The sequence below is a fragment of the Klebsiella sp. A-Nf5 genome (genome assembly GCF_002810545.1).
In the GTDB taxonomy this organism is placed as follows: Bacteria; Pseudomonadota; Gammaproteobacteria; order Enterobacterales; family Enterobacteriaceae; genus Klebsiella; species Klebsiella variicola.
The window spans coordinates 222,197-246,549 of the sequence record NZ_PIOG01000138.1 but is presented as its reverse complement, the minus strand read 5'-3'; the positions used below and the strand labels follow the sequence as shown (position 1 = coordinate 246,549).

Here is a 24,353-nt window from a genome sequence, read left to right as displayed (position 1 = left end):
GTACACCAGATCGCCGCAGTCCACCACGTTCAGGCGTTCGCGCATGTCGAAGTTCCACGGGAAACGGTTGTGCTCCCAGGCGAGGTTAGTGGAAACCTGGCGGATCGCCGCCGGACCATGACGACCACCCGCGCGCCCGGAGGTCGCCATATCAAACGGCACGCCGGTGATGACCCAGTCCGCATCGCTTTCATACGGCATGAAGTTCATTGGCAAACGCAGAAAGCCAAAGGCGTTGGATACCAGGGAGTTATCGTATTGATGACCTAAAGTGCTCATGGATATGACCTCTTCTCGCAGTCGTGGAACGTAAAAAATAAGTATAAAAAAACCCCTCCGCGTCGTTAGGCCCGACGAGGAAGGGTTTGATAGATAAATCGCTTATTGGCGTGAATTATCGCCGGTAATGCATACGGGTTCAAGTGAGTATCGCATTCTGCCGGATGACGGCTTCGCCTTATCCGGCCTACCTTCACAGGCCCGGTAAGCGCAGCGCCACCGGGCATCAATGGTTACTCGTCTTCCAGATAAGTATAGCCGTACAGTCCCGCCTCAAACTCTTCGAGGAACTGCTGCTGCAGCGCGTCGTCCAGGTCGGTGTTTTTCACCTGATCGCGGAACTGGGTCAGCAGCGTGTTCGGATCCAGCTGCACATACTGCAGCATATCCGCCACGGTATCGCCCTCGTCGGACAGCTCAACCTCAACGCTGCCATCAGGGAAGACGAACACGTCCACCGCCTCGGTGTCGCCGAACAGGTTATGCATGTTGCCGAGGATCTCCTGATAGGCCCCGACCATAAAGAAGCCCAGCATCGGCGGGTTCTCCGGGTCGTATTCCGGCATCGGCATGGTGGTGGCGATCCCATCGCCGTCCACATAGTGATCGATGGCACCATCGGAGTCGCAGGTGATGTCCAGCAGCACCGCGCGGCGCTCCGGCGACTTGTTCAGCCCTTCCAGCGGCATCACCGGGAACAGCTGATCGATCCCCCAGGCATCCGGCATCGACTGGAACAGCGAGAAGTTGACGTAGATTTTATCCGCCATGCGTTCCTGCAGCTCATCGATGATGGGACGATGCGCGCGGTTGCTCGGGTCGAGCTGCTTCTGCACTTCATGACACATGTTCAGATACAGCTGTTCGGCCCAGGCGCGCTCCTGCAGGTTGAAAGTGCCGGAGGAGTAGCCGATATGGATATCGTGCAGGTCCATCTGGCTATCGTGCAGCCATTCGCGCAGCGAGCGGCGGTTGCCGGTCTCGTGCATCTCCAGCCAGGTTTCCCACATGCTCTGCAGCGGACGCGCGGCGTCTTCCGCCGGCGGGGTCGCCTCAGTGTATTCGTTACGCTCCACGCCGATGATGTTGGAAACCAGCACGGTATGGTGCGCGGTCACCGCGCGGCCGGATTCGGTGATCACCGTCGGGTGCGGCAGGCCGTTCTCTTCGCAGGCATCGCCGATCGCCCAGATGATGTTGTTGGCGTATTCATTCAGACCGTAGTTCACCGAGCAGTCAGACTGCGAGCGGGTCCCTTCATAGTCCACGCCCAGACCGCCGCCGACGTCAAAGCACTGAATGTTGACGCCCAGCTTATGCAGTTCGACGTAGAAACGCGCGGATTCACGTACGCCAGTGGCGATGTCGCGAATGTTGGCCATCTGCGAACCGAGGTGGAAGTGCAGCAGTTGCAGGCTCTCAAGATGCCCTGCGGCACGCAGGATCTCGACCAGCTGCAGTACCTGGGTCGCCGCGAGGCCAAACTTGGACTTCTCTCCGCCGGAGGATTGCCATTTGCCGGAGCCCTGCGAGGCCAGACGCGCACGCACGCCGAGGCGCGGCACCACGTTCAGGCGCTCGGCCTCTTCCAGCACGATGGCGATTTCCGACATCTTCTCGATGACCAGATAGACCTTGTGGCCCATCTTCTCGCCCACCAGCGCCAGACGGATATATTCGCGGTCTTTATAGCCGTTACAGACGATGACGCTGCGGGTCATCCCGGCGTGCGCCAGCACGGCCATCAGTTCCGCTTTCGAACCGGCTTCCAGTCCCAGCGGCTCGCCGGAATGGATCAGCGATTCAATCACGCGACGGTGCTGGTTAACCTTAATCGGGTAGACGAGGAAGTAATCGCCGTTATAACCGTACGATTCACGCGCGCGTTTGAAGGCGGCGTTGATCGAGCGCAGGCGGTGCTGCAGGATCTGCGGGAAGCAGAACAGCGCCGGCAAACGTTGCCCTTGCGCCTCGCGGGCTTTGACTAATTCCGCGAGGTCCACGCGCGCTTCCGGGACGTCCGGATCCGGGCAAACGCTGATGTGGCCCAGTTCGTTGACGTCATAATAGTTATTGCCCCACCAGGCAATATTATAAGTACGCAGCATCTTGCTGGCTTCCTGGGAGCTCATCGCTACCTCCTGCATGGAACGTAGTACACCGTGTTCGCCTGCTGACGAAGGCGAAACCATAGACATGTCGTCAGACATAGCGAACCTCAATTTTTAATAATAAGTGTAAGACAGTTAACTACTATCGCAGTCCAAAGATGCGATAACAACCCATGAACAGTCCTAAAGCCCAGCACTATCTGCTGGTTTTGCGACTGCGCGACCGGTTTCTTATTCATATCATCGTAAAACACGTAGCCGAACAGAGTATGACAGTCCGGAGAAACCACGAGAAAACTCTTGCCTGGCAAGAGCGCCCTTGTTCAGTTTTCTGACGACCGACCGGCCCTGGAATCCTGAGAAGCGCCGAGATGGGGTGAACATCGGCTGGTTTGCATGAGAGAGATGCAGGTTGCGGAGTGCTGACGCGCGACAGAACGACGCGACGAATCAAGCGAAAAACGTTGGTTCATTATCTGGTATCACCTCCACACCGCCCTGCGACAGGGTCGGCGACAAGCCAAAGCTATACATACCGGGCAACAGGCGCTACGCCGCTGCGAGATTCTGTAAATACAGACTGCTTAACCCGGCTGGAAGTGGCACCACAGGGCGATGCCCCGTGCGCTTTTTTAATGAGCCGCGCGCGGCGTTTTATACCGAGAAGCAGGGTAAAAAGCAAAATAAAAATGTGTGCGTTTGCGTGGTTGTCAGGAAAATTTGCCAGGCGGGTTTTCCCATAAATGCGACCGCCATCAAAAAAGGCTGGAAATGGGCTCAAGAATTGACCTAAAATAGCCATCCAGAAGTTAATCCGTCTATACTGATTAACACTCAGACTGCTCGTGTCGCTACCTGCGCGGCTTTGCGCTGATTATCCACCAAAGCCACATTACACAACAGTATGAGCTATCCGAATCGTCCACAGGTGAAATAAAATATGGCAAAACACCTTTTTACGTCTGAGTCCGTATCAGAAGGGCATCCTGACAAAATTGCTGACCAAATCTCTGATGCCGTGCTGGATGCGATCCTCGAGCAGGATCCGAAAGCACGTGTCGCATGTGAAACCTATGTCAAAACCGGCATGGTGCTGGTAGGCGGCGAAATCACCACCAGCGCATGGGTTGATATCGAAGAGATCACCCGTAACACCGTCCGCGAAATTGGCTACGTGCATTCCGATATGGGCTTTGACGCCAACTCGTGTGCCGTTCTGAGCGCCATTGGTAAACAGTCTCCGGACATCAACCAGGGCGTCGACCGTGCCGACCCGCTGGAACAGGGCGCAGGCGACCAGGGTTTGATGTTTGGCTATGCGACCAACGAAACCGACGTGCTGATGCCAGCGCCGGTGACCTATGCTCACCGTCTGGTGCAGCGCCAGGCTGAAGTACGTAAAAACGGCACCCTGCCGTGGCTGCGTCCGGATGCGAAAAGCCAGGTGACCTTCCAGTATGACGACGGCAAAATCGTCGGCATCGATGCGGTGGTTCTGTCCACGCAGCACGCGGAAGATATTGACCAGAAATCTCTGCAGGAAGCGGTGATGGAAGAGATCATCAAGCCGACCCTGCCGACCGAATGGCTGAGCGCTTCGACCAAGTTCTTCATCAACCCGACCGGACGTTTCGTTATCGGCGGCCCGATGGGCGACTGCGGTCTGACCGGTCGTAAGATCATCGTTGATACCTACGGCGGCATGGCTCGTCATGGCGGCGGCGCGTTCTCCGGTAAAGATCCGTCTAAAGTTGACCGTTCCGCAGCCTACGCGGCGCGCTATGTGGCGAAAAACATCGTTGCCGCAGGCCTGGCCGATCGTTGTGAAATCCAGGTCTCCTACGCTATCGGCGTTGCTGAACCGACTTCCATCATGGTGGAAACTTTCGGCACCGAGAAAGTGCCTTCTGAACAGCTGACCCTGCTGGTGCGCGAGTTCTTCGACCTGCGTCCGTACGGCCTGATTCAGATGCTGGACCTGCTGCACCCGATCTACAAAGAAACCGCTGCCTACGGTCACTTTGGTCGCGAGCATTTCCCATGGGAAAAAACCGACAAAGCGGCTCTGCTGCGCGAAGCGGCCGGTCTGAAATAACCTCCCCGTTTCCTCTCTTCAAGGCCAGCCTCGCGCTGGCCTTTTTGTTTCCGTCGCCCTCCCCCTGCGCCTCGCTTCAGCGGAACGCTGCAACATGATGAAAGCGATTACATAGTGATGAATGCCACTTCCTGCCTACAGCAGGCATTTCATGCGTGTTTTTTTCACAATGTTACATATTGTTTCGGTCAACTCTGATTACCGTTTTTCAAATTGTCGACTATCCTTGCATATACTGCTGATTTAAAAAGCATTTAATGCATTACGTTTCTTTACCTTTGTGTAAACGATTACACAGCCGTGACTATAATCACGTTTTTTTACCGTCGAGTGTCCTACCCTAACCATCGACAGAATCAATAACTCAACTGGAGGGCGTTATGCCTGACAACAAAAAACAAGGGCGTTCGAACAAGACCATGACGTTCTTCGTCTGCTTCCTCGCCGCACTGGCTGGCCTGCTGTTCGGCCTTGATATCGGTGTTATTGCGGGTGCCTTACCCTTTATTGCCAATGAGTTCCAGATTTCAGCCCATACCCAGGAGTGGGTGGTCAGCTCCATGATGTTCGGTGCCGCCGTCGGTGCGGTCGGCAGCGGCTGGCTCTCCTTCAAACTGGGCCGTAAAAAAAGCCTGATGATCGGCGCCATCCTCTTTGTCGCCGGCTCTCTGTTCTCCGCTGCCGCGCCAAACGTCGAGATCCTACTGGTTTCCCGCGTGCTGCTGGGCCTGGCGGTGGGCGTTGCCTCTTATACTGCACCGCTGTATCTGTCGGAAATCGCGCCAGAGAAGATTCGCGGCAGTATGATTTCGATGTACCAGCTGATGATCACCATCGGGATCCTCGGCGCCTATCTCTCTGACACCGCCTTCAGCTATAGCGGCGCGTGGCGCTGGATGCTCGGTGTGATCATTATTCCGGCGATTTTACTGCTGATCGGTGTCATCTTCCTGCCGGACAGCCCGCGCTGGTTCGCTGCGAAACGTCGCTTCGTTGATGCTGAACGCGTGTTGCTGCGTCTGCGCGATACCAGCGCCGAAGCGAAACGTGAGCTTGACGAGATCCGCGAAAGCCTGAAGGTGAAACAGTCCGGCTGGTCGCTGTTCAAAGACAACAGCAACTTCCGCCGTGCGGTGTTCCTCGGTATTTTGCTGCAGGTGATGCAGCAGTTCACCGGCATGAACGTCATCATGTACTACGCACCGAAGATTTTTGAGCTGGCGGGCTACGCCAACACCACCGAGCAGATGTGGGGGACGGTGATCGTCGGTCTGACCAACGTGCTGGCCACCTTTATCGCTATCGGTCTGGTCGACCGCTGGGGTCGTAAACCGACGCTAATCCTCGGCTTTATCGTGATGGCCGCGGGCATGGGCGTGCTGGGTAGCATGATGCACATCGGCATTCACTCCTCTACCGCGCAGTACATCGCCGTCCTGATGCTGCTGATGTTCATCGTCGGTTTCGCCATGAGTGCCGGTCCGCTGATTTGGGTACTGTGTTCCGAAATCCAGCCGCTGAAAGGCCGCGACTTCGGCATCACCTGCTCCACAGCGACCAACTGGATTGCCAATATGATTGTCGGCGCCACCTTCCTGACCATGCTCAACTCGCTGGGCAGCGCCAATACCTTCTGGGTGTACGGCGGTCTGAACGTGCTGTTTATCCTGCTGACTATCTGGCTGATTCCGGAAACCAAAAACGTCTCGCTGGAACATATTGAACGTAACCTGATGCAGGGTCGTCCGCTGCGTGAAATCGGCGCCCGCGACTAACCCGCCTGAGCTTCCTCCCCTCCCGGGAGGAAGCTTCCTCTTGCTCTCCCCCGCCCGTCGCACTATCCTCTGGCGCTATGAAAACACCCCGTATTCCCATCGCTATTCAGCAGGCCGTGATGCGCAGCCTGCGGGAGCATCTCGCCAAAGCGAACCTCAAACTGGAACGCCGCTACGCGGAGCCGACGCTGGTCTACCAGCAGCGCGGAACCTCCGCCGGCACCGCCTGGCTGGAGAAAAACGAAATTCGTTTAAACCCGGTGCTGCTGCTGGAAAATCAGCAGGAGTTTATCGATGAAGTGGTACCGCACGAGCTGGCGCACCTGCTGGTCTGGCAGCACTTTGGCCGCGTCGCGCCGCACGGTAAAGAGTGGAAATGGATGATGGAGAGCGTCCTTGGCGTTCCCGCGCGTCGCACCCACCGTTTTGAACTCGATTCGGTCCGCCAGAACACCTTCCCCTATCGCTGTCGCTGTCAGCAGCATCAGCTCACCGTCCGTCGCCATAACCGGGTGGTGCGCGGCGAGGCCACCTACCGCTGCGTTCACTGCGGCGATCTGCTGGTGGCTGAAAAATAACCATCGGAATTAATTAGAAACTTTCTGATCTGACTGATTGCATCCGGCACCCTCATTCGCTACGTTGCGGGCTCGTTTTGACACGGAGTTAACGATGTCCCGTATGCATGTTTTAGCCGTAGCGGTATTGAGCACGGCAGTCAGTGGCCCGCTTGCGGCCGCCGGTATTAGTAGTTTTTCCCAGGCCAAGGCCGCTGGCGTCAAAGTGAACGCCGACGTTCCGGGCGACTTTTATTGCGGCTGTAAAATCGACTGGCAGGGTAAAAAAGGCGTTATCGATCTGGAATCTTGCGGCTATAAAGTGCGTAAAAATGAGAACCGCGCCAGCCGGGTTGAATGGGAACACGTGGTGCCAGCGTGGCAGTTCGGCCATCAGCGCCAGTGCTGGCAGGAAGGCGGGCGGCAAAACTGCGCCAAAGATCCGGAGTACCGCAAGATGGAAAGCGATATGCACAACCTGCAGCCGGCGGTGGGAGAAGTGAATGGCGATCGCGGCAACTTTATGTACAGCCAGTGGAACGGCGGTGAAGGCCAGTACGGCCAGTGCACTATGAAGGTCGATTTTAAAGATAAAGTCGCTGAGCCCCCTGCCCGCGCCCGCGGCGCCATCGCCCGCACCTACTTCTATATGCGCGACCGCTATCAGTTGAATCTTTCCCGCCAGCAAACTCAGCTGTTTATCGCCTGGGATAAGCAGTACCCGGTTACCCCCTGGGAGTGTGAACGCGATGAGCGCATCGCGAAAGTGCAGGGCAACCATAATCCGTATGTCCAGCAGGCTTGCCAGGCGCAAAAGAGCTAACCTACACTAGCGGCAATTGTTAATTTGCAGCCCTGTGCTTCCCACCTCACGGCGGGAAGCTGGCATCTGCGCAACGTACGGAATATCAAGCATGCGCATTCCTCGCATCCATCATCCAGAACGCCTCATTGTCGGCAGCCAGATTGCGCTGAGCGATGACGCGGCCAACCACGTCGGTCGCGTCCTGCGCATGGCCACCGGTCAGCACTTACAGCTTTTTGACGGCAGTAACCAGGTGTTTGACGCCGTCATCACCGAGGCTCGCAAGAAAAATGTCACGGTTGAGGTGCTCAGCGGCGACCCCGACGATCGTGAATCGCCGCTGCATATTCACTTAGGCCAGGTGATGTCGCGCGGTGAAAAAATGGAATTTACTATCCAGAAATCGATCGAACTCGGGGTAAGCCTCATAACGCCACTGTTTTCCGAGCGCTGCGGCGTTAAACTGGACGCCGAACGTTTGCAGAAGAAGATCCAGCAGTGGCAGAAAATCGCTATTGCCGCCTGCGAACAGAGCGGTCGTAACGTGGTACCGGAAATACGTCCGGCTATGCAGCTGGAAGAGTGGTGCGCCGAGCAGGACAGCGGGCTGAAGCTCAACCTGCACCCGCGCGCCAGCGCCAGCATTAATACGCTGCCGCTACCGGTTGAACGCGTCCGTTTGCTGATTGGTCCGGAAGGTGGGCTATCGGCAGAAGAGATAGCGATGACCGCGCAATACCAGTTTACTGATATCCTGTTGGGACCGCGCGTTCTGCGTACAGAGACTACTGCGCTCACCGCCATCACCGCCCTGCAGGTGCGTTTTGGCGACTTAGGTTGAGGCGTTAACGGAGAAGAACCATGATCAAGCTTGGCATCGTGATGGATCCCATCGCAACCATCAACATCAAGAAAGACACCAGCTTCGCTATGTTGCTGGAAGCGCAGCGTCGCGGCTATGAACTCCATTATATGGAGATGAACGACCTCTATTTGATCAACGGCGAAGCCCGCGCCCGTACGCGCACGCTGAGCGTCGAACAGAACTACGATAAATGGTATGACTTCACCGGTGAGCAGGATCTGCCGCTGGCCGATCTTGACGTTATTTTGATGCGTAAAGATCCGCCGTTCGATACCGAATTTATTTATGCGACCTACATCCTGGAGCGGGCAGAAGAGAAAGGCACGCTTATCGTCAACAAGCCGCAGAGCCTGCGCGACTGTAACGAGAAACTGTTCACCGCCTGGTTCTCTGAACTGACGCCGGAAACGCTGGTCACCCGCAATAAAGCCCAGCTGAAAGCCTTCTGGGAAAAACACGGCGATATCATCATGAAGCCGCTCGACGGCATGGGCGGCGCCTCTATTTTCCGCGTCAAAGCCGGCGATCCGAACCTTGGCGTGATCACGGAGACCCTGACCGAGCTCGGCAGCCGCTACTGCATGGCGCAGAACTATCTGCCCGCCATTAAAGACGGCGACAAGCGCGTGCTGGTGGTGGACGGCGAGCCGGTGCCTTACTGCCTGGCGCGTATTCCGCAGGGTGGCGAGACCCGCGGCAACCTGGCCGCTGGCGGCCGTGGCGAAGCTCGCCCGTTGACCGAAAGCGACTGGGAAATAGCCCGCCGCGTCGGCCCGACGCTGAAAGCCAAAGGTCTTATCTTCGTCGGCCTGGATATCATCGGCGACCGTCTGACGGAAATTAACGTCACCAGCCCCACCTGCGTGCGTGAGATTGAAGCCGCCTTCCCGGATATTTCGATCACCGGCATGCTGATGGACGCTATCGAAAGACGTATCACCAAATAAACACCAGGGCGGATAAACGTCCGCTCATGGCGCAGCGAGCGCGGTTGACCGCGCTCGTGAAACGCTGCCAGCCAGGCGCCACTCGGGCGCCAGCCAGATAAAGTGCATCGACACTATTCTACTTTGCCCGCATACTGGGTGTTGCTTTTTGAACCAGGAACAGAACCTCTGACAATGAATTTACAGCATCACTTTCTGATTGCCATGCCTGCGCTTCAGGATCCTATTTTCCGCCGCTCCGTGGTCTATATCTGCGAGTATAACGACGAGGGAGCCATGGGCATTATTATCAATAAGCCGCTGGAAAATCTGCAGGTGGAAGGGATCCTTGAGAAGCTCAAGATTGTTCCGGAGCCGCGCAATCCGGAGATCCGTCTGGATAAACCGGTGATGCTGGGCGGCCCGCTGGCGGAAGACCGCGGCTTTATTCTGCATACCCCGCCCTCTGACTTCTCCTCGAGTATCCGCATTTCGGATAATACAGTGGTCACCACCTCGCGGGATGTTCTTGAAACCTTAGGTACCGACAGACAGCCGGGCAACGTACTGGTTGCGCTGGGCTACTCCTCATGGGAGAAAGGGCAACTGGAGCAAGAGATTTTAGATAATGCCTGGCTCACCGCTCCTGCCGACCAGAATATTCTCTTCCGCACGCCCATCGCCGATCGCTGGCGCGAGGCGGCTAAACTGATTGGTATCGACATTGTGACGATGCCAGGCGTCGCGGGGCATGCATGATGAGCGGAACCTTTCTCGGCTTTGATTTCGGCACCAAAAGCATCGGCGTGGCGGTGGGGCAACGCATCACCGCAACCGCGCGATCATTACCGGCGCTGAAGGCGCAGGACGGTAAACCGGACTGGAATGTCATCGAAAAACTGCTCAAAGAGTGGCAGCCTGAGGCGGTGATCGTTGGCCTGCCGCTGAATATGGACGGCACCGAGCAACCGCTGACGGCGCGCGCACGGAATTTCGCCAATAAAATTCATGGCCGCTTTGGCGTCGCGATCGTCCTTCACGATGAACGTCTGAGTACGGTGGAGGCTCGGGCAGGCTTATTTGAACACGGCGGCTACCGGGCGCTGAATAAAGGTAGCATTGATTCGGCTTCAGCCGTGGTCATTCTGGAAAGCTACTTCGAGCAGAGCTTTTAGGCTCTGCTCTCCTGCGCCGCCGGCAAATTGCTGACGGCGCGCTTCCGGCCGCTTAGTGGCGCAAATGTTCGTTCGCCCAGCTCACCGCTTGAGTGCGATTCTTCACGCTCAGTTTACGAAACACATTGTACAGGTGCGTACGCACCGTGTTCTCGCTGATAAACAGGGCACGGGCAATATCCAGATTCGTCGCCCCACAGCGCAGCTCGTTGAGGATCTCACATTCCCGCTCGGTGAGTGGCGAGTTCTCAACGAGCGCCGATGCATGGTCCGCAGCGTACATCGCCGGGTGCATCACGCTCAATTCAGCCGTCTGTTCGCCGTTCAGTACGGCCTTAACGCCCTCAATTAAGCGCGATTCATCATCGTCATGGCGGAACACGCCATATAAAGCCGGCCACTGCGCCATTTCGTATAACTCATACTTTTGTGCGCTATTAATAATCAACAAGCGAGGATTATCTGCCTGCAGTCGAATAATGTCTCGCCACACCCCATTTAATTTCTTATTTGACACTGCAATATCAAACAATATTACAGAATCTTTCGCCAGGCGCTGCGCCAGTGGTTTATTAATGTTTTGTAAAACCACTGGTGCCATCAGGGTTTCACTCAGATAGCTGGCAAAGGCTTTGCTCTGAATTGACGGGTGGGTAATAAATGTAATCTGACGAGAAGATGATGAATTTCCATTAAAATTAATCACTTAAAACTCTCCTTAGCTGCTACCCACCGCCATGGTGGTTAAATGAATAAAAAAATATACAAACAGTCGTGAATTTATAAATAGCCTTGGCAATTTACAAATAGCCTTGGCAATTTACAAATTGAAACGTTATTCCATGAGAATCATCCTATTCCCGTAAACAGCATAAATCGAATACCTCAAAGCTGTCAAAAGGTAATCAAACTTTTTTCCTGGAAATGCGTATTCACTATCGACATATCGCAACTGAATGTGTTATTTGAATTTATTCAGAATGGTTATTTGTATTACCAAATAATATAAATAAACAGCCATCAAACATTCAGTTAACATATCATTTAACCCACCCTGCCTGCTTCACGCTTCTCTTACAGCTCGCCTGCGGCGACACGTTGCTGAAAACTCTGCGTAAATGTCAGCATTCCGGCCTGCATTCCGGTCTGCATCACGCCGGGCAACTGGTGCACTTTTCCTTCACGGATCAAATTCGCCACGGCGGGGGTATTGACCAAAAGCTCGTATAGCGCAACTCTCCCGCCCTGACGTGCAGGTAACAATTTTTGCGCCAGCACCGCGCACAGGCTTCCGGCCAGCTGACTACGAACCTGATCTTTCTCCTCTGCCGGAAAAACATCGACCAATCTCTCCACTGCCGGCGCCGCACCGCGGGTGTGTAACGTCGCCATCACCAGATGCCCGGTCTCCGCAGCCGTTAACGCCAGACGGATGGTTTCGCTGTCGCGTAGTTCGCCGAGCAGGATCACATCCGGATCCTGGCGCAGCGCCACGCGGAGCGCCGCGGCGAATGAAGGACAGTGACGGCCAATCTCCCGCTGCTGGATCAGGCAGCGCTCGCTATGATGAATAAACTCCACCGGGTCCTCCAGGGTCAGAATATGGCCATCAAGACGCTGGTTGAGATGCCCCACCATCGCCGCCAGGGTGGTCGACTTGCCGCTGCCCGTCGCTCCGGTGACCAGCAGCAAACCACTCTCTTCCGCCAGCAGTTCGCTCAGGGCAGGCGGGGCGCCCAGCGTCTCCAGACGCGGGCACTGTTCAGGAAGGAGCCGCAGCACCAGCGATATTCCACGCGTATGGGCGAAAGCGCTGGCGCGCAGCCGCGAACCGCAGGCCAGGGTCAGCGCAAAGTCAATCTGGCCGTGTTCCTGCCAGTGCTGTAACTGTGCGGCATCAAGCCAGCAGTTGAGTAAATCCGGGATATCCGGCGCGGGAAAGGGGGCGGGCTCCAGCCTGCCCTGCCGCCGCCAGCGCGGTGCGGCGGAATTGCACAGGTGTAGATCGGAGACATTATGCTTTACACTAAGGGCTACGATTTCTTCCAGCTTCATAACTCATCCTCGGAATATGAACGATATTGCGCATAACCTGGCACAGGTCCGGGACAAAATCTCCGGTGCCGCCGCTCGTTGCGGGCGTGCGCCAGAAGAAGTGACATTGCTTGCAGTGAGTAAAACAAAACCTGCGAGCGCGATCGAAGAAGCCATCGCGGCAGGCCAGCGGGCATTTGGTGAAAACTACGTCCAGGAGGGCGTGGAAAAGATTAACCATTTCCAGCAGGCCGGCGTCAGTGGGCTGCAGTGGCACTTTATTGGCCCTCTACAGTCCAACAAAAGCCGGCTGGTGGCAGAGCATTTTGACTGGTGCCATACCGTCGATCGGCTGAAAATTGCCACCCGCCTGAACGAACAGCGCCCGGCGCATCTGCCGCCGCTGAAGGTGCTGATTCAAATCAACATCAGCGATGAGCAGAGCAAATCCGGCATACCGCTGGAAGCGCTCGATGGATTAGCGGCAGAGATCGCTGAGTTACCTCATCTGGAGCTGCGCGGTCTGATGGCCATCCCCGCGCCTGAGTCAGAATATGTAAGGCAGTTTGCCGTCGCCCAGCAAATGGCGGTAGCATTTGCGCGATTAAAAACGCGGTACCCCACGGTCGATACGTTGTCTCTGGGAATGTCGGACGATATGGAAGCCGCAATCGCGGCGGGAAGCACGATGGTGCGCATCGGCACAGCTATTTTTGGTGCGCGCGACTACAGCAAATAATAAGGAAACTGAGGAACGCCATGAAGACGTTGACTTTCCTGCTTTCAACGGTCATTGAGCTTTATACGATGGTCGTGTTGTTACGCGTCTGGATGCAGTGGGCGCGCTGCGACTTTTACAACCCGTTTTCGCAGTTTGTGGTGAAGGCCACGCAGCCGATTGTCGGGCCGCTGCGCCGGATTATCCCGGCGATGGGGCCGATTGACAGCGCCTCGCTGCTGGTGGCATTTATTCTCTGCGTCATCAAAGCGATCGTGCTGTTTATGGTGATCACCTTCCAGCCGATCATCTGGATCTCCGCCCTGCTTATTCTGCTGAAAACCATCGGCTCGTTGATCTTCTGGGTGCTGCTGTTGATGGCGATCATGAGCTGGGTCAGCCAGGGCCGTAGTCCGGTGGAGTACGTGCTGATGCAGCTGGCGGACCCGCTGCTGCGCCCTATCCGCAACCTGCTGCCGTCGATGGGCGGTATCGATTTCTCACCGATGGTGCTGGTGCTGCTGCTGTACGTGATTAATATGGGCGTCGCCGAGGTGCTGCAGGCCACCGGTAACGTGCTGCTGCCGGGGCTGTGGATGGCGCTATGAGTGCCGTTGAAACCTGTGCTGACGGGCTGGTGCTGAGGCTGTACATTCAGCCGAAGGCCAGCCGCGATAGCATCGTGGGCGTACATGGCGACGAGCTCAAAGTCGCCATTACCGCCCCGCCCGTTGATGGCCAGGCCAATGCCCACCTGGTGAAATTTCTCGCCAAACAGTTCCGCGTCGCCAAAAGCCAGGTACTGATTGAAAAAGGCGAGCTGGGTCGCCATAAGCAAGTTAAAATCATCGCCCCACAACAGATCCCGACTGCGGTCGCGGCGCTAACTGAATAAACAGGATTCATCATGCAAAAAGTCGTCCTCGCGACCGGCAACGCCGGTAAAGTGCGCGAACTGGCCTCGCTGCTGGAAGATTTTGGTCTCGATATCGTCGCTCAGACCGAGCTGGGCGTGGACTCTGCGGAAGAGACCGGCCTGACCTTTATTGAAAACGCGATTCTGAAAGCGCGTCATGCGGCACAGATCACCGGCCTGCCGGCCATCGCCGACGATTCCGGTCTGGCCGTCGATGCGCTTGGCGGCGCGCCGGGTATTTACTCCGCCCGCTATTCCGGCGTTGACGCTACCGACCAGCAGAATCTTGAGAAGCTGCTCGACGCGTTAAAGGACGTGCCGGACGATCAGCGTCAGGCGCAGTTCCACTGTGTGCTGGTCTATCTGCGCCATGCCGAAGATCCCACGCCGCTGGTGTGCCACGGCAGCTGGCCTGGGATAATCACCCGACAAGCCGCTGGTACGGGTGGCTTCGGCTACGACCCGATCTTCTTCGTCCCGTCAGAAGGGAAAACCGCGGCCGAACTGAGCCGTGAAGAAAAGAGTGCGATTTCCCATCGTGGGCAAGCGCTAAAACTGTTACTGGAAGCATTACGTAATGGCTAATTTGCCGCCGCTGAGTCTCTATATTCATATTCCCTGGTGCGTGCAGAAATGCCCGTACTGCGACTTTAATTCGCATGCGCTGAAAGGCGAGGTGCCGCATGACGATTACGTCCAGCATCTGCTAAACGATCTGCAGGCCGATGCGCAATATGCCCAGGGACGGGAAATAGGCACTATTTTTATCGGCGGCGGTACGCCGAGCCTGCTGTCCGGCCCGGCCATGCAAACCCTGCTCGATGGCGTCCGCGCCTGCCTGCCGCTGGCCGCTGGGGCGGAAATTACTATGGAAGCCAACCCGGGCACCGTGGAGGCCGATCGCTTCGTTGATTACCAGCGCGCCGGAGTGAACCGCATCTCCATCGGCGTACAAAGCTTTAGCGAACCGAAGTTGCAGCGCCTGGGGCGGATCCACGGTCCGGAAGAGGCCAAACGCGCGGCACGTCTCGCCAGCGGCCTGGGCCTGCGCAGCTTCAATCTCGACCTGATGCACGGTTTGCCGGACCAGTCGCTGGAGGAGGCGCTGGACGATCTGCGTCAGGCGATTGCGCTGAATCCACCGCACCTGTCGTGGTACCAGCTGACCATTGAGCCGAACACCTTGTTCGGTTCCCGGCCGCCGGTGCTGCCGGATGACGACGCGCTATGGGATATTTTCGAGCAGGGGCATCAGCTGCTGAGCGCCGCCGGCTATCAGCAGTACGAGACTTCCGCCTACGCTAAACCGGGCTTCCAATGTCAGCATAATCTCAACTACTGGCGCTTTGGCGACTACCTCGGCATCGGCTGCGGCGCACACGGTAAGATAACCTTCCCTGACGGACGCATCCTGCGGACCGCCAAAACCCGCCACCCGCGCGGGTATATGGAGGGCCGCTACCTCGAGCGTCAGCATGATGTGGAAGAGGCGGATAAACCGTTTGAGTTCTTTATGAACCGTTTCCGCCTGCTGGAGGCCGCGCCGCGCACAGAATTTAGCCGCTATACCGGTCTTGAGGAAGCGGCGATCCGCCCGCAGCTGGACGCGGCGATAGCCCAGGGGTATCTACAGGAAGACGAGCAGAACTGGCAGATCACCGAGCACGGTAAGCTGTTTTTGAATTCCCTGCTTGAGTTATTTCTGAACGAGTAAACGCAGAGGCGGTCCTGTCGGAAAGCGGACCGCCATGTCTTTATTTCAGCGAGCCAACCAGCGATTTCCGGCTATCCTCCAGCGAGACCACCCGGCTGCAGACGTCCTTACCAAACTGCTGGAAATCGGCCTCCTGGTTTTTCCATTCATCCTGAATCGCCGTTTGCAGGCCGCCGAGGCTGCCGAGAATGCCCTGTAGCGGGTTGCCGCCGCCTTTGAGCACCGCTTTCGCGCCCATCTCGTTAATACTGTCCTGCAGAATGCCGCCCATCGCCTGATTCACCAGTTGCTGGCCATCGGCGCGTACCTGGTCGATAGCTTTATAGTGGAAGGTCAGGCCATCGCTGCGGCGCTCAATGATGCGGTTCATCTGTTCTTTCAGCTGCGCGTCCAGCTTGGTCAGGCGACCGTGCATGCTGCTGTTGGCGCCAACCTGTTCAGTGATGATTTTATCCAGCGCCTTACGGCCTTTTTCGACTCGCGAACGCGCACCTTCGTCAATCCACGGCAGGCTGCTGCGCAGGCTGGCCTGGTAATCCTGCGCCTGTTCGCGCTGGGCGGCGCTCAGAGTATAGGCTTTACCGTTAAAGGTCAGGTTGCCGTCCGGCTTTATCACCAGATTGCCGTTTTCCCCTTTCACCTGCACCTGCTGCGGGCTAAGGATCACATCGTCACGCGGCGTGACGCTACACTGGTAGTCCGCATGGGCAGACAAAGCGGTGACGGAGAGCGCCACCGCCAGCAGCGTTTTACGCATCATAAAACTCCCTTAAGACAAAACGGGCCGGCAGTTGCCGACCCTTGTCAAACTTAGTCCCACCAGACGTCAAAAAGTTCGCTGGTGCGCACATCCTCTAATTTACGCGCTTCCAGCCATTTGCGTACGATGGCCTGATGCTCTTCGGTGCACTTACCGATCTCCTGCATGCAGATGAGACCTTCCCAGGAGAGATAGCCGCTGCCGTCGAAGGCCAGCTTGTTCGGCTCAATCACCTCTTCGATCAGATCGTTGACCGTCTGGTCGATCTGCTCTTCGGTGGTCCCTTCCGGGAAACGCCAAGCGACGGAGAAGCCTAACTCCTGAAACTCATCGATATGCATTTTTTTACGCAGACGACGGCTACGATTCTTGGCCATTATTTCACCCTCTCGAACATTAAGTCCCATACGCCGTGGCCGAGACGATGACCACGCTGTTCAAATTTGGTTACCGGGCGCGATTCCGGGCGCGGTACGTAATCGTTGCTTGCCGACTGGTTACGATAGCCTTCCAGCGAGGACATCACTTCCAGCATATGCTCGGCATAGGCTTCCCAGTCGGTCGCCATATGGAAGACGCCGCCGAGTTTCAGTTTGCTTTTGACCAGCTCAGCGAAAGGCGGCTGCACGATACGACGTTTATTATGACGCGCTTTATGCCACGGGTCAGGGAAAAACAGCTGCACCATATTCAGTGAGTTATCCGGGATCATGGTATGCAGCACTTCCACCGCATCGTGACACATCACACGCAGATTTTGCACACCTTCTTCTTCAGCAGAAGCCAGACAGGCGCCAACGCCCGGGGAGTGCACTTCAATGCCGAGGAAATTCTGTTCCGGTTTGGCTTTTGCCATCGCCACCAGCGAAGCCCCCATGCCGAAACCAATTTCTAGTGTGACCGGCGCTTCGCGGCCAAACAGGGCAGCGAAATCGAGCGGCGCATCGTTGAATTCAACGCCCATCACCGGCCAAATGTTATCCAGCGCATGCTGCTGCCCTTTCGTCAGGCGCCCCTGGCGACGGACGAAGCTACGAATACGGCGCAGCGGGCGGCCGTTTTCATCGAATTCCGGAGAAATGACGTCGTTTTTCATAAAAGTTAAGTCTGCTAGTGAAAGTGTTCGGAAAACGGGCATTATCCAAAGTTACCCGGCGGATGCAAGGGTTTACAGCCACTCGCCCTTGTGCTGCAATCTGCCACCCTGTAATCGCGATCCCGGAGCCATAGCTTTGACTTTTCTCGCCGCGCAATTTTCAGCCCAGGTTCTGGACTGGTACGACAAATACGGGCGTAAAACCCTGCCCTGGCAAATCGCCAAGACGCCCTACAAAGTATGGCTCTCCGAAGTGATGTTGCAACAAACCCAGGTGACCACGGTAATCCCGTATTTTGAACGCTTTATGGCGCGTTTCCCAACGGTAGTGGATCTCGCCAACGCGCCGCTGGATGAAGTGCTGCATCTGTGGACCGGTCTCGGCTACTACGCGCGGGCGCGCAACTTGCATAAAGCCGCCCAGCAGGTGGCGACACAGCATGGCGGCATCTTCCCGCAAACCTTTGACGAAGTGGCAGCGCTGCCCGGCGTCGGGCGTTCAACGGCAGGGGCGATTCTGTCGCTTTCGCTCGGTCAGCATTATCCGATTCTCGACGGCAACGTGAAGCGCGTGCTCGCCCGCTGCTATGCTGTCAGCGGCTGGCCGGGGAAAAAAGAGGTCGAAAAACGGCTGTGGGATATCAGCGAAGAGGTGACCCCGGCGCAAGGGGTAGAACGCTTCAACCAGGCGATGATGGATCTCGGGGCGATGGTTTGCACCCGCTCGAAGCCGAAGTGCGAGCTGTGCCCGTTGAGCAACGGCTGCGTGGCCTATGCGAACCATTCATGGGCGGAATATCCGGGCAAAAAACCGAAGCAGATCATCCCGGAACGCACCGGCTATTTCCTGCTGATGCAGCACGGCGACGAGGTGTTTCTCTCCCAGCGTCCACCTGTGGGTTTGTGGGGCGGATTATTCTGTTTTCCGCAGTTTGCAGACGAAGCCGGGCTGCGCGAGTGGCTGGCGCAGCGTCAGATAAAGACCGATAATCTGACGCAATTAACCGCCTTTCGCCACACTTTCAGCCATTTCCACCTGGATATTGTGCCGATGTGGCTTACAGTGCACTCATCTGGCGCATGCATGGATGAAGGCAACGCACTCTGGTATAACTTAGCGCAGCCGCCGTCGGTCGGACTGGCGGCCCCCGTGGAGCGCTTGTTGCAACAGTTAAAAGCCGGAACGCCGGTATAAATTTTCGGCTATCAAAGAGGATTGATTATGAGCAGAACCATTTTTTGTACTTTCCTGCAGCGTGAAGCGGACGGCCAGGATTTCCAGCTGTATCCGGGTGAGCTCGGCAAGCGCATTTACAACGAAATCTCCAAAGAAGCCTGGGCGCAGTGGCAGCACAAGCAGACCATGCTGATCAACGAGAAAAAACTCAGCATGATGAACCCGGAGCACCGCAAGCTGCTGGAGCAGGAGATGGTGCAGTTCCTGTTTGAAGGGAAAGACGTGCATATCGAAGGCTACACGCCGCCAGAAAAACAGTAAGGGCCCTGTGGCCTTTTAAAAACAAACACAACACGCACGCCCGGAATGATGAAAAAATACTTAGCGCTCGCGCTGATTGCGCCGTTGCTCGTTTCGTGTTCCAGCTCCAATAAAAAAGGCACCGAATATAACGAGGCCTGGGTCAAGGACACGAACGGATTCGATATCCTGATGGGCCAGTTTGCCCACAACATCGAGAACATTTGGGGGTATAACGAAGTCCTGCTCGCCGGGCCGAAGGACTACGTCAAATACACCGATCAATATCAAACCCGTAGCCACATCAACTTTGATGCCGGGACGATCACCGTCGAGACCATCGCGGGCACCGATCCGCGTGGGCGACTGCGTCAGGCGATCATCAAAACGCTGCTGATGGGCGATGACCCCAACTCCATTGACCTCTACTCCGACGTCGATGATATTCAGATCTCCAAAGAGCCGTTCCTCTATGGTCAGGTAGTCGATAACACCGGTGAATCCATCCGCTGGGAGTGGCGCGCCGCGCGCTATGCCGATTATCTACTGCAAACCCGTCTGAAGAGCCGCAGCAACGGCCTGCGCGTGATCTACAGCATCACCATCAATCTGGTACCGAACCACCTCGACAAACGTGCGCATAAGTATCTCGGCATGGTACGTCAGGCCTCGCGTAAATACGGTGTTGATGAGTCGCTGATCCTCGCAATTATGCAAACAGAATCATCGTTTAACCCGTATGCGGTGAGCCACGCCGATGCCATGGGGCTGATGCAGGTTGTCCAGCACAGCGCCGGGAAAGACGTTTTCCGTTCGCAGGGTAAATCGGGTCTGCCGAGCCGCAGCTATCTGTTCGACCCGGCAAATAACATTGATACCGGTACCGCCTATCTGGCGATGCTGAACAACGTTTATCTCGCTGGCATCGATAACCCCACCTCGCGTCGCTACGCGGTGATCACCGCCTATAACGGCGGCGCCGGCAGCGTGCTCCGCGTCTTCTCCAGCGATAAAGTGCAGGCGGCTAACATTATTAACAGTATGGCGCCGGGGGATGTCTATCAGACGCTGACCACCCGTCACCCGTCGGGCGAATCACGCCGCTATCTGTATAAAGTTAACACTGCGCAGAAAAGCTATCGCCGCAAATAACGCCCCTCTCTTACAGGCCCGGACATCGCACTGGGCCTCTCTTTTTTATAGGACATACTTCGTCATATCTTTTCGATTTTCTGCGGCAGTTAACAGAAGCTTCTCACCCCTGAATGATAGAATCGCATCAAAATAACGGTGGTTATGTTATTTAATAAACATAACAAGCCCACATTCGTGAGGATAAATACATGAATCTTAAGCTGCAGCTAAAAATACTGTCGTTCCTGCAGTTCTGCCTTTGGGGGAGCTGGCTGACCACGCTTGGCTCATACATGTTTGTCACGCTGAAGTTTGACGGCGCGGCAATCGGCGCAGTGTATAGCTCGCTCGGTATCGCCGCGGTGCTGATGCCGACGCTGCTCGGCATCGTCGCCGATAAGTGGATCAGCGCTAAATGGGTTTACGCCGTTTGCCACCTGGTGGGCGCGCTGACGCTGTACCTCGCGGCGCAGGTCACCACGCCGGGTGAGATGTTCCTCGTGATCCTCCTCAACTCGCTGGCCTATATGCCGACGCTGGGGCTGATTAACACTATCTCCTACTACCGCCTGCAGTCGGCAGGACTGGATATCGTCACCGATTTCCCGCCGATTCGTATCTGGGGCACCATCGGCTTTATCTTCGCCATGTGGGGCGTGAGCTTCTCGGGCTTTGAGCTGAGCCATATGCAGCTCTATATCGGCGCGATCCTGTCGGTGGTCCTGGCGCTGTTCACCCTGACGCTGCCGCATATTCCGGTCGCTAACGCCCAACGCAATCAGAGCTGGACCGAGATGCTCGGCCTGAACGCCTTTGCGCTGTTTAAAAACAAGCGTATGGCAATCTTCTTTATCTTCTCGATGATGCTGGGCGCCGAACTGCAAATCACCAATATGTTCGGCAACACCTTCCTGCATAGCTTCGATAAAGATCCGCTGTTTGCCGGCAGCTTTATCGTCGAGCACGCATCAGTGCTGATGTCGATTTCGCAGATCTCCGAAACGCTGTTTATCCTGACCATCCCGTTCTTCCTCAGCCGCTACGGCATTAAGAACGTGATGCTGATTAGTATTGTGGCGTGGATGCTACGCTTCGGCCTGTTCGCCTTTGGCGACCCGACACCGTTCGGCACTGTACTACTGGTGCTGTCGATGATCGTCTACGGCTGCGCCTTCGACTTCTTCAACATCTCCGGTTCGGTGTTCGTTGAGAAAGAGGTTCGTCCGGAAATCCGCGCCAGCGCCCAGGGGATGTTCCTGATGATGACCAACGGCTTCGGCTGTATTCTTGGCGGGATGGTGAGCGGCAAAGTGGTTGAGCACTTTACCGTCGAGGGGATCACTGACTGGCAAAGCGTGTGGCTGATTTTCGCCGGTTATTCGCTGGTGCTGGCCTTTGCCTTCGTGGCGCTGTTCAAGTATCAACACGTCAGACAGCCTGCCGCCGCGCGCCAGAGCGCCTGATCGTCATTGCCCGGTGGCGGCTGGCGCCTTACCGGGCCTACAGAATTTGTAGGCCGGATAAGGCGCCAGCCGCCATCCGGCAAAAATACGCGCACAATACCTGGTCGCGGTTTACGCTTTCAACACATACCCGTACAACCGCTTAATGCCATCTGGATCCGTTTCGCTATAGACCCCCTGCAGCTCCGGCGAGAATCCCGGCAGCATATTGACGCCCTCCTCCAGCGCGAGGAAATAGCGTAGTACCGCCCCGCCCCAGATCTCACCGGGCACCACGCATAATACCCCTGGCGGATAGGGCAGCGCCCCCTCTGCCGCAACGCGGCCTTCCGCCTCGCTCAGACGCACCAGCTCCACGTTGCCGCGGATAAATTCGCGGTTAGCATCCTGCGGATTCATCACCACGCGCGGGAAGCTCCGTTTACGGAACATCTCCTTTTGCAGGCTCTTCACATCAAAGCTGACGTACAGATCGTGCATCTCCTGGCACAGCTCGCGGAGGGTGTAATCGCGATAGCGCACCGGATATTTGTTGTAGATGGTCGGCAGCACGTCGGCCAGCGGCGTATCCGATTCAATATGCTGTTCGAACTGTCCCAGCATCGCCACCAGCTGCGCCATTTTTTCGGCGCTCTCCGCTGGCGTCAGCAGGAATAAAATCGAGTTGAGATCGCACTTCTCCGGCACGATGCCGTTTTCACGCAGATAATGCGCCAGAATGGTCGCCGGGATGCCGAACTCACTGTACTCCCCACTCTCAGCGTCAATGCCCGGGGTGGTCAGCAACAGCTTGCACGGGTCGACAAAATACTGGTCGTCCGCATAGCCCTCAAAACCATGCCAGCGCGCGTCCGGTTCAAAGCTGAAGAAGCGGCGCTCCCGGGCGATCGCCTCGGTCGGGTGATCCTGCCATGGCCGCCCCGCCACCACCGGCGGAATAAAGGGCTGGATCATCTTGCAGTTAGCGATGATCGCTTTCCGCGCCTCGATGCCCAGCGCCACGCACTCGGCCCACAAGCGGCGGCCGCTCTCGCCTTCATGAATTTTGGCGTTGACGTCCAGCGCGGCAAACAGCGGATAGAACGGGCTGGTGGAGGCATGCAGCATAAAGGCGTTATTCAGCCGCTTGTGCGGACAGAAGCGCGCCTGGCCGCGCAGATGGTTATCCTTTTTATGGATCTGCGACGTCTGCGAGAAGCCGGCCTGCTGCTTGTGCACGGACTGGGTGACAAAAATACCCGGATCGTCCGGGGTCAGCTCCAGCAGCAGCGGCGAGCAGTCGGCCATCATCGGGATAAACTGCTCATAGCCCACCCAGGCCGAGTCGAACAGGATGTAATCGCAGAGGTGGCCGATTTTATCCACTACCTGGCGGGCGTTATAGACCGTGCCGTCGTAGGTCCCGAGCTGGATCACCGCCAGACGAAATGGGCGGGAGGCATTGGCTTTCTCTGGCGCCGCTTCTCGGATGAGATCCCGCAGGTAACGCTCATCAAAGCAGCGCTCGTCAATGCCGCCAATAAAGCCGAACGGATTGCGCGCGGCTTCAAGATAGACGGGCGTCGCTCCCGCCTGAATCAGCGCCCCGTGATGGTTTGACTTGTGGTTGTTACGATCGAACAGCACCAGATCGCCGCGGGTCAACAGCGCGTTGGTCACGACTTTGTTGGCCGCCGAGGTGCCGTTGAGGACGAAGTAGGTTTTATCCGCATTGAACACCTTCGCAGCGAACTTTTGCGCGTGCTTGGCCGAGCCTTCGTGGATCAGCAGATCGCCTAATTTCACGTCGGCGTTGCACATATCGGCGCGAAAGACATTTTCGCCAAAAAAGTCATAGAACTGACGGCCCGCAGGGTGCTTTTTGAAAAACGCCCCGTGCTGATGCCCCGGACAGGCAAAGGTGCTGTTATCCATCTCGACGTACTGGGTCAGAGTATTGAAAAACGGCGGCAGCAGACGCGCTTCATAATCACAGGCCGCCGCCTCCAGCTCCAGCCACTCCTGATCTTTACCGGCGATCACCGCCTGTACACCCTCTGGCTTCTCGACCGCCGTCTCACTCAGCAGGTAGACCGGCAGATTAAATCCGCTGCGTCTGAGGAGGGCAAGGATGCCGCTGCGACTGTCAGCCGCAGTGATGACGACGGCCGCCACATCGGTAAAATCGGTACTGTCCAGCGCCACAACGCGACGATGGGTGGACAAGCGGGTGACCAGCTCGCAGCTGGCGGCAATGTGCATGGATTTCATAAGCGCAAATGCCCGTATCGGGAGTGTAAAAATCTCAGACAAGGAAACCTTGCCCAACGATGTGTCCGGGTCTGACGGATTTCAGCTCCGACCGCCGGACATCAGTAAAAGCAGACGCGTCCGATCTTACTGTTGCCCTACAGTGAGCATACGTGTCCTTCACCTCATGGTGAACAGAGGGGTAAGCGTAGCAAGATGAGGCA

27 protein-coding genes are annotated in these 24,353 nt (G+C 56.5%); 17 read left to right on the top strand and 10 right to left on the bottom strand.

The genetic code is table 11. The annotated features are described in order from the left end of the window. From CWM53_RS15230 to CWM53_RS31970, 4 genes are all read right to left on the bottom strand, one after another. Positions 1-279, bottom strand: a 279-nt coding sequence (locus CWM53_RS15230; protein ID WP_206062622.1) for an arginase family protein, incomplete at its 3' end; no start/stop codon positions are given. 233 nt (positions 280-512) lie between these two features. Further along, positions 513-2,489, bottom strand: a complete 1,977-nt coding sequence (gene speA / locus CWM53_RS15225; protein ID WP_071839037.1) for a biosynthetic arginine decarboxylase — start codon at positions 2,487-2,489, stop codon at positions 513-515. Between the two features lie 8 nt (positions 2,490-2,497). Continuing rightward, on the bottom strand, positions 2,498-2,629 hold the full coding sequence (yqgB, locus tag CWM53_RS15220; RefSeq protein ID WP_002916578.1) for an acid stress response protein YqgB: 132 nt from the start codon (positions 2,627-2,629) through the stop codon (positions 2,498-2,500). Between the two features lie 287 nt (positions 2,630-2,916). Continuing rightward, on the bottom strand, positions 2,917-3,192 hold the full coding sequence (locus CWM53_RS31970) for a hypothetical protein (RefSeq protein WP_136027425.1): 276 nt from the start codon (positions 3,190-3,192) through the stop codon (positions 2,917-2,919). A 138-nt stretch (positions 3,193-3,330) separates the two neighbouring features. Here CWM53_RS31970 and metK point away from each other — a divergent pair, with 138 nt between their 5' ends. From metK to ruvX, 8 genes are all read left to right on the top strand, one after another. After that, complete coding sequence (gene metK / locus CWM53_RS15210) at positions 3,331-4,485, top strand: methionine adenosyltransferase (protein ID WP_061153336.1); 1,155 nt, start codon at positions 3,331-3,333, stop codon at positions 4,483-4,485. A gap of 380 nt (positions 4,486-4,865) precedes the next feature. Continuing rightward, the gene (locus CWM53_RS15205; protein ID WP_061153335.1) at positions 4,866-6,260 is read left to right on the top strand and encodes a sugar porter family MFS transporter; all 1,395 of its coding nucleotides are present in this window, start codon (positions 4,866-4,868) and stop codon (positions 6,258-6,260) included. Between the two features lie 77 nt (positions 6,261-6,337). Then, positions 6,338-6,838, top strand: a complete 501-nt coding sequence (locus CWM53_RS15200) for a SprT family zinc-dependent metalloprotease (RefSeq protein ID WP_074387596.1) — start codon at positions 6,338-6,340, stop codon at positions 6,836-6,838. A gap of 94 nt (positions 6,839-6,932) precedes the next feature. Then, positions 6,933-7,640, top strand: a complete 708-nt coding sequence (gene endA, locus CWM53_RS15195; protein WP_061153333.1) for a deoxyribonuclease I — start codon at positions 6,933-6,935, stop codon at positions 7,638-7,640. 91 nt (positions 7,641-7,731) lie between these two features. Further along, positions 7,732-8,463, top strand: coding sequence for a 16S rRNA (uracil(1498)-N(3))-methyltransferase (rsmE, locus tag CWM53_RS15190; protein ID WP_100729994.1), 732 nt, complete (start codon positions 7,732-7,734; stop codon positions 8,461-8,463). Positions 8,464-8,483: 20 nt separating this feature from the next. Next, a complete protein-coding gene (gshB, locus tag CWM53_RS15185; RefSeq protein WP_008806462.1) occupies positions 8,484-9,434 on the top strand; it encodes a glutathione synthase in 951 nt (316 codons plus the stop codon). Between the two features lie 174 nt (positions 9,435-9,608). Continuing rightward, on the top strand, positions 9,609-10,172 hold the full coding sequence (locus CWM53_RS15180; protein WP_012540566.1) for a YqgE/AlgH family protein: 564 nt from the start codon (positions 9,609-9,611) through the stop codon (positions 10,170-10,172). Next, complete coding sequence (gene ruvX, locus CWM53_RS15175) at positions 10,172-10,588, top strand: Holliday junction resolvase RuvX (protein ID WP_100730029.1); 417 nt, start codon at positions 10,172-10,174, stop codon at positions 10,586-10,588. Before CWM53_RS15180 ends, ruvX begins: the two co-directional genes overlap by 1 nt. A gap of 52 nt (positions 10,589-10,640) precedes the next feature. On the opposite strand, the gene CWM53_RS15170 is transcribed toward ruvX, so the two are convergent. After that, positions 10,641-11,294 carry a LuxR C-terminal-related transcriptional regulator gene (locus CWM53_RS15170; protein WP_100729995.1) on the bottom strand — a complete coding sequence of 218 codons (654 nt, stop codon included), beginning with the start codon at positions 11,292-11,294 and terminating at the stop codon, positions 10,641-10,643. A 368-nt stretch (positions 11,295-11,662) separates the two neighbouring features. Further along, positions 11,663-12,643: a type IV pilus twitching motility protein PilT gene (locus CWM53_RS15165; protein ID WP_100729996.1), complete on the bottom strand. Its 981-nt coding sequence runs from the start codon at positions 12,641-12,643 to the stop codon at positions 11,663-11,665. A 16-nt stretch (positions 12,644-12,659) separates the two neighbouring features. Between CWM53_RS15165 and CWM53_RS15160 the strand changes: the two genes are divergently transcribed. The 5 genes from CWM53_RS15160 to hemW are packed head-to-tail and all read left to right on the top strand — an operon-like array spanning position 12,660 to position 15,970. Next, the gene (locus CWM53_RS15160; protein WP_012540563.1) at positions 12,660-13,361 is read left to right on the top strand and encodes a YggS family pyridoxal phosphate-dependent enzyme; all 702 of its coding nucleotides are present in this window, start codon (positions 12,660-12,662) and stop codon (positions 13,359-13,361) included. Between the two features lie 20 nt (positions 13,362-13,381). After that, positions 13,382-13,948: a YggT family protein gene (locus tag CWM53_RS15155; RefSeq protein WP_004205182.1), complete on the top strand. Its 567-nt coding sequence runs from the start codon at positions 13,382-13,384 to the stop codon at positions 13,946-13,948. After that, positions 13,945-14,235 (top strand): DUF167 family protein YggU, encoded by a 291-nt coding sequence (gene yggU / locus CWM53_RS15150; RefSeq protein ID WP_002916614.1) that lies wholly within the window; start codon positions 13,945-13,947, stop codon positions 14,233-14,235. Before CWM53_RS15155 ends, yggU begins: the two co-directional genes overlap by 4 nt. A 12-nt stretch (positions 14,236-14,247) precedes the next feature. Then, positions 14,248-14,841, top strand: a complete 594-nt coding sequence (locus tag CWM53_RS15145; RefSeq protein WP_008806469.1) for an XTP/dITP diphosphatase — start codon at positions 14,248-14,250, stop codon at positions 14,839-14,841. Continuing rightward, complete coding sequence (gene hemW / locus CWM53_RS15140; RefSeq protein ID WP_100729997.1) at positions 14,834-15,970, top strand: radical SAM family heme chaperone HemW; 1,137 nt, start codon at positions 14,834-14,836, stop codon at positions 15,968-15,970. Before CWM53_RS15145 ends, hemW begins: the two co-directional genes overlap by 8 nt. A 40-nt stretch (positions 15,971-16,010) precedes the next feature. On the opposite strand, the gene CWM53_RS15135 is transcribed toward hemW, so the two are convergent. From CWM53_RS15135 to trmB, 3 genes are read right to left on the bottom strand one after another with little or no spacing between them, the layout of a single operon-like run. After that, a complete protein-coding gene (locus CWM53_RS15135; RefSeq protein WP_012540560.1) occupies positions 16,011-16,730 on the bottom strand; it encodes a DUF2884 domain-containing protein in 720 nt (239 codons plus the stop codon). 50 nt (positions 16,731-16,780) lie between these two features. Next, positions 16,781-17,107: a YggL family protein gene (locus tag CWM53_RS15130; RefSeq protein ID WP_012540559.1), complete on the bottom strand. Its 327-nt coding sequence runs from the start codon at positions 17,105-17,107 to the stop codon at positions 16,781-16,783. Beyond that, positions 17,107-17,826 (bottom strand): tRNA (guanosine(46)-N7)-methyltransferase TrmB, encoded by a 720-nt coding sequence (trmB, locus tag CWM53_RS15125; protein WP_061153326.1) that lies wholly within the window; start codon positions 17,824-17,826, stop codon positions 17,107-17,109. Before trmB ends, CWM53_RS15130 begins: the two co-directional genes overlap by 1 nt. A gap of 136 nt (positions 17,827-17,962) precedes the next feature. On the opposite strand from trmB, the gene mutY reads away from it, so the two are divergent. The 4 genes from mutY to CWM53_RS15105 all read left to right on the top strand — a co-directional run bounded on the left by mutY (position 17,963) and on the right by CWM53_RS15105 (position 21,900). Then, complete coding sequence (gene mutY / locus CWM53_RS15120; protein ID WP_061153325.1) at positions 17,963-19,021, top strand: A/G-specific adenine glycosylase; 1,059 nt, start codon at positions 17,963-17,965, stop codon at positions 19,019-19,021. Between the two features lie 27 nt (positions 19,022-19,048). Next, entirely contained in the window at positions 19,049-19,324 is a 276-nt protein-coding gene (locus tag CWM53_RS15115; protein WP_004105744.1) for an oxidative damage protection protein, read from the top strand. A gap of 48 nt (positions 19,325-19,372) precedes the next feature. Beyond that, positions 19,373-20,455 (top strand): membrane-bound lytic murein transglycosylase MltC, encoded by a 1,083-nt coding sequence (mltC, locus tag CWM53_RS15110; RefSeq protein WP_061153324.1) that lies wholly within the window; start codon positions 19,373-19,375, stop codon positions 20,453-20,455. A gap of 191 nt (positions 20,456-20,646) precedes the next feature. Further along, entirely contained in the window at positions 20,647-21,900 is a 1,254-nt protein-coding gene (locus tag CWM53_RS15105) for a nucleoside permease (protein ID WP_100729998.1), read from the top strand. Between the two features lie 111 nt (positions 21,901-22,011). On the opposite strand, the gene CWM53_RS15100 is transcribed toward CWM53_RS15105, so the two are convergent. Then, positions 22,012-24,150 carry an ornithine decarboxylase gene (locus tag CWM53_RS15100; protein ID WP_061153322.1) on the bottom strand — a complete coding sequence of 713 codons (2,139 nt, stop codon included), beginning with the start codon at positions 24,148-24,150 and terminating at the stop codon, positions 22,012-22,014. Positions 24,151-24,353 lie beyond the last annotated feature (203 nt).

Coding starts and splice junctions, on each gene's coding strand:
- hemW (WP_100729997.1), top strand. CDS start 14,834: ATGGCTAATTTGCCGCCGCTGAGTCTCTATATTCATATTCCCTGGTGC.
- trmB (WP_061153326.1), bottom strand. CDS start 17,826: ATGAAAAACGACGTCATTTCTCCGGAATTCGATGAAAACGGCCGCCCG.
- CWM53_RS15165 (WP_100729996.1), bottom strand. CDS start 12,643: ATGAAGCTGGAAGAAATCGTAGCCCTTAGTGTAAAGCATAATGTCTCC.
- CWM53_RS15145 (WP_008806469.1), top strand. CDS start 14,248: ATGCAAAAAGTCGTCCTCGCGACCGGCAACGCCGGTAAAGTGCGCGAA.
- CWM53_RS15105 (WP_100729998.1), top strand. CDS start 20,647: ATGAATCTTAAGCTGCAGCTAAAAATACTGTCGTTCCTGCAGTTCTGC.
- gshB (WP_008806462.1), top strand. CDS start 8,484: ATGATCAAGCTTGGCATCGTGATGGATCCCATCGCAACCATCAACATC.
- CWM53_RS15135 (WP_012540560.1), bottom strand. CDS start 16,730: ATGATGCGTAAAACGCTGCTGGCGGTGGCGCTCTCCGTCACCGCTTTG.
- mltC (WP_061153324.1), top strand. CDS start 19,373: ATGAAAAAATACTTAGCGCTCGCGCTGATTGCGCCGTTGCTCGTTTCG.
- yqgB (WP_002916578.1), bottom strand. CDS start 2,629: ATGAATAAGAAACCGGTCGCGCAGTCGCAAAACCAGCAGATAGTGCTG.
- CWM53_RS15100 (WP_061153322.1), bottom strand. CDS start 24,150: ATGAAATCCATGCACATTGCCGCCAGCTGCGAGCTGGTCACCCGCTTG.
- CWM53_RS15205 (WP_061153335.1), top strand. CDS start 4,866: ATGCCTGACAACAAAAAACAAGGGCGTTCGAACAAGACCATGACGTTC.
- CWM53_RS31970 (WP_136027425.1), bottom strand. CDS start 3,192: ATGGCTATTTTAGGTCAATTCTTGAGCCCATTTCCAGCCTTTTTTGAT.
- CWM53_RS15155 (WP_004205182.1), top strand. CDS start 13,382: ATGAAGACGTTGACTTTCCTGCTTTCAACGGTCATTGAGCTTTATACG.
- CWM53_RS15130 (WP_012540559.1), bottom strand. CDS start 17,107: ATGGCCAAGAATCGTAGCCGTCGTCTGCGTAAAAAAATGCATATCGAT.
- ruvX (WP_100730029.1), top strand. CDS start 10,172: ATGAGCGGAACCTTTCTCGGCTTTGATTTCGGCACCAAAAGCATCGGC.
- CWM53_RS15200 (WP_074387596.1), top strand. CDS start 6,338: ATGAAAACACCCCGTATTCCCATCGCTATTCAGCAGGCCGTGATGCGC.
- CWM53_RS15115 (WP_004105744.1), top strand. CDS start 19,049: ATGAGCAGAACCATTTTTTGTACTTTCCTGCAGCGTGAAGCGGACGGC.
- CWM53_RS15160 (WP_012540563.1), top strand. CDS start 12,660: ATGAACGATATTGCGCATAACCTGGCACAGGTCCGGGACAAAATCTCC.
- rsmE (WP_100729994.1), top strand. CDS start 7,732: ATGCGCATTCCTCGCATCCATCATCCAGAACGCCTCATTGTCGGCAGC.
- metK (WP_061153336.1), top strand. CDS start 3,331: ATGGCAAAACACCTTTTTACGTCTGAGTCCGTATCAGAAGGGCATCCT.
- yggU (WP_002916614.1), top strand. CDS start 13,945: ATGAGTGCCGTTGAAACCTGTGCTGACGGGCTGGTGCTGAGGCTGTAC.
- speA (WP_071839037.1), bottom strand. CDS start 2,489: ATGTCTGACGACATGTCTATGGTTTCGCCTTCGTCAGCAGGCGAACAC.
- endA (WP_061153333.1), top strand. CDS start 6,933: ATGTCCCGTATGCATGTTTTAGCCGTAGCGGTATTGAGCACGGCAGTC.
- CWM53_RS15180 (WP_012540566.1), top strand. CDS start 9,609: ATGAATTTACAGCATCACTTTCTGATTGCCATGCCTGCGCTTCAGGAT.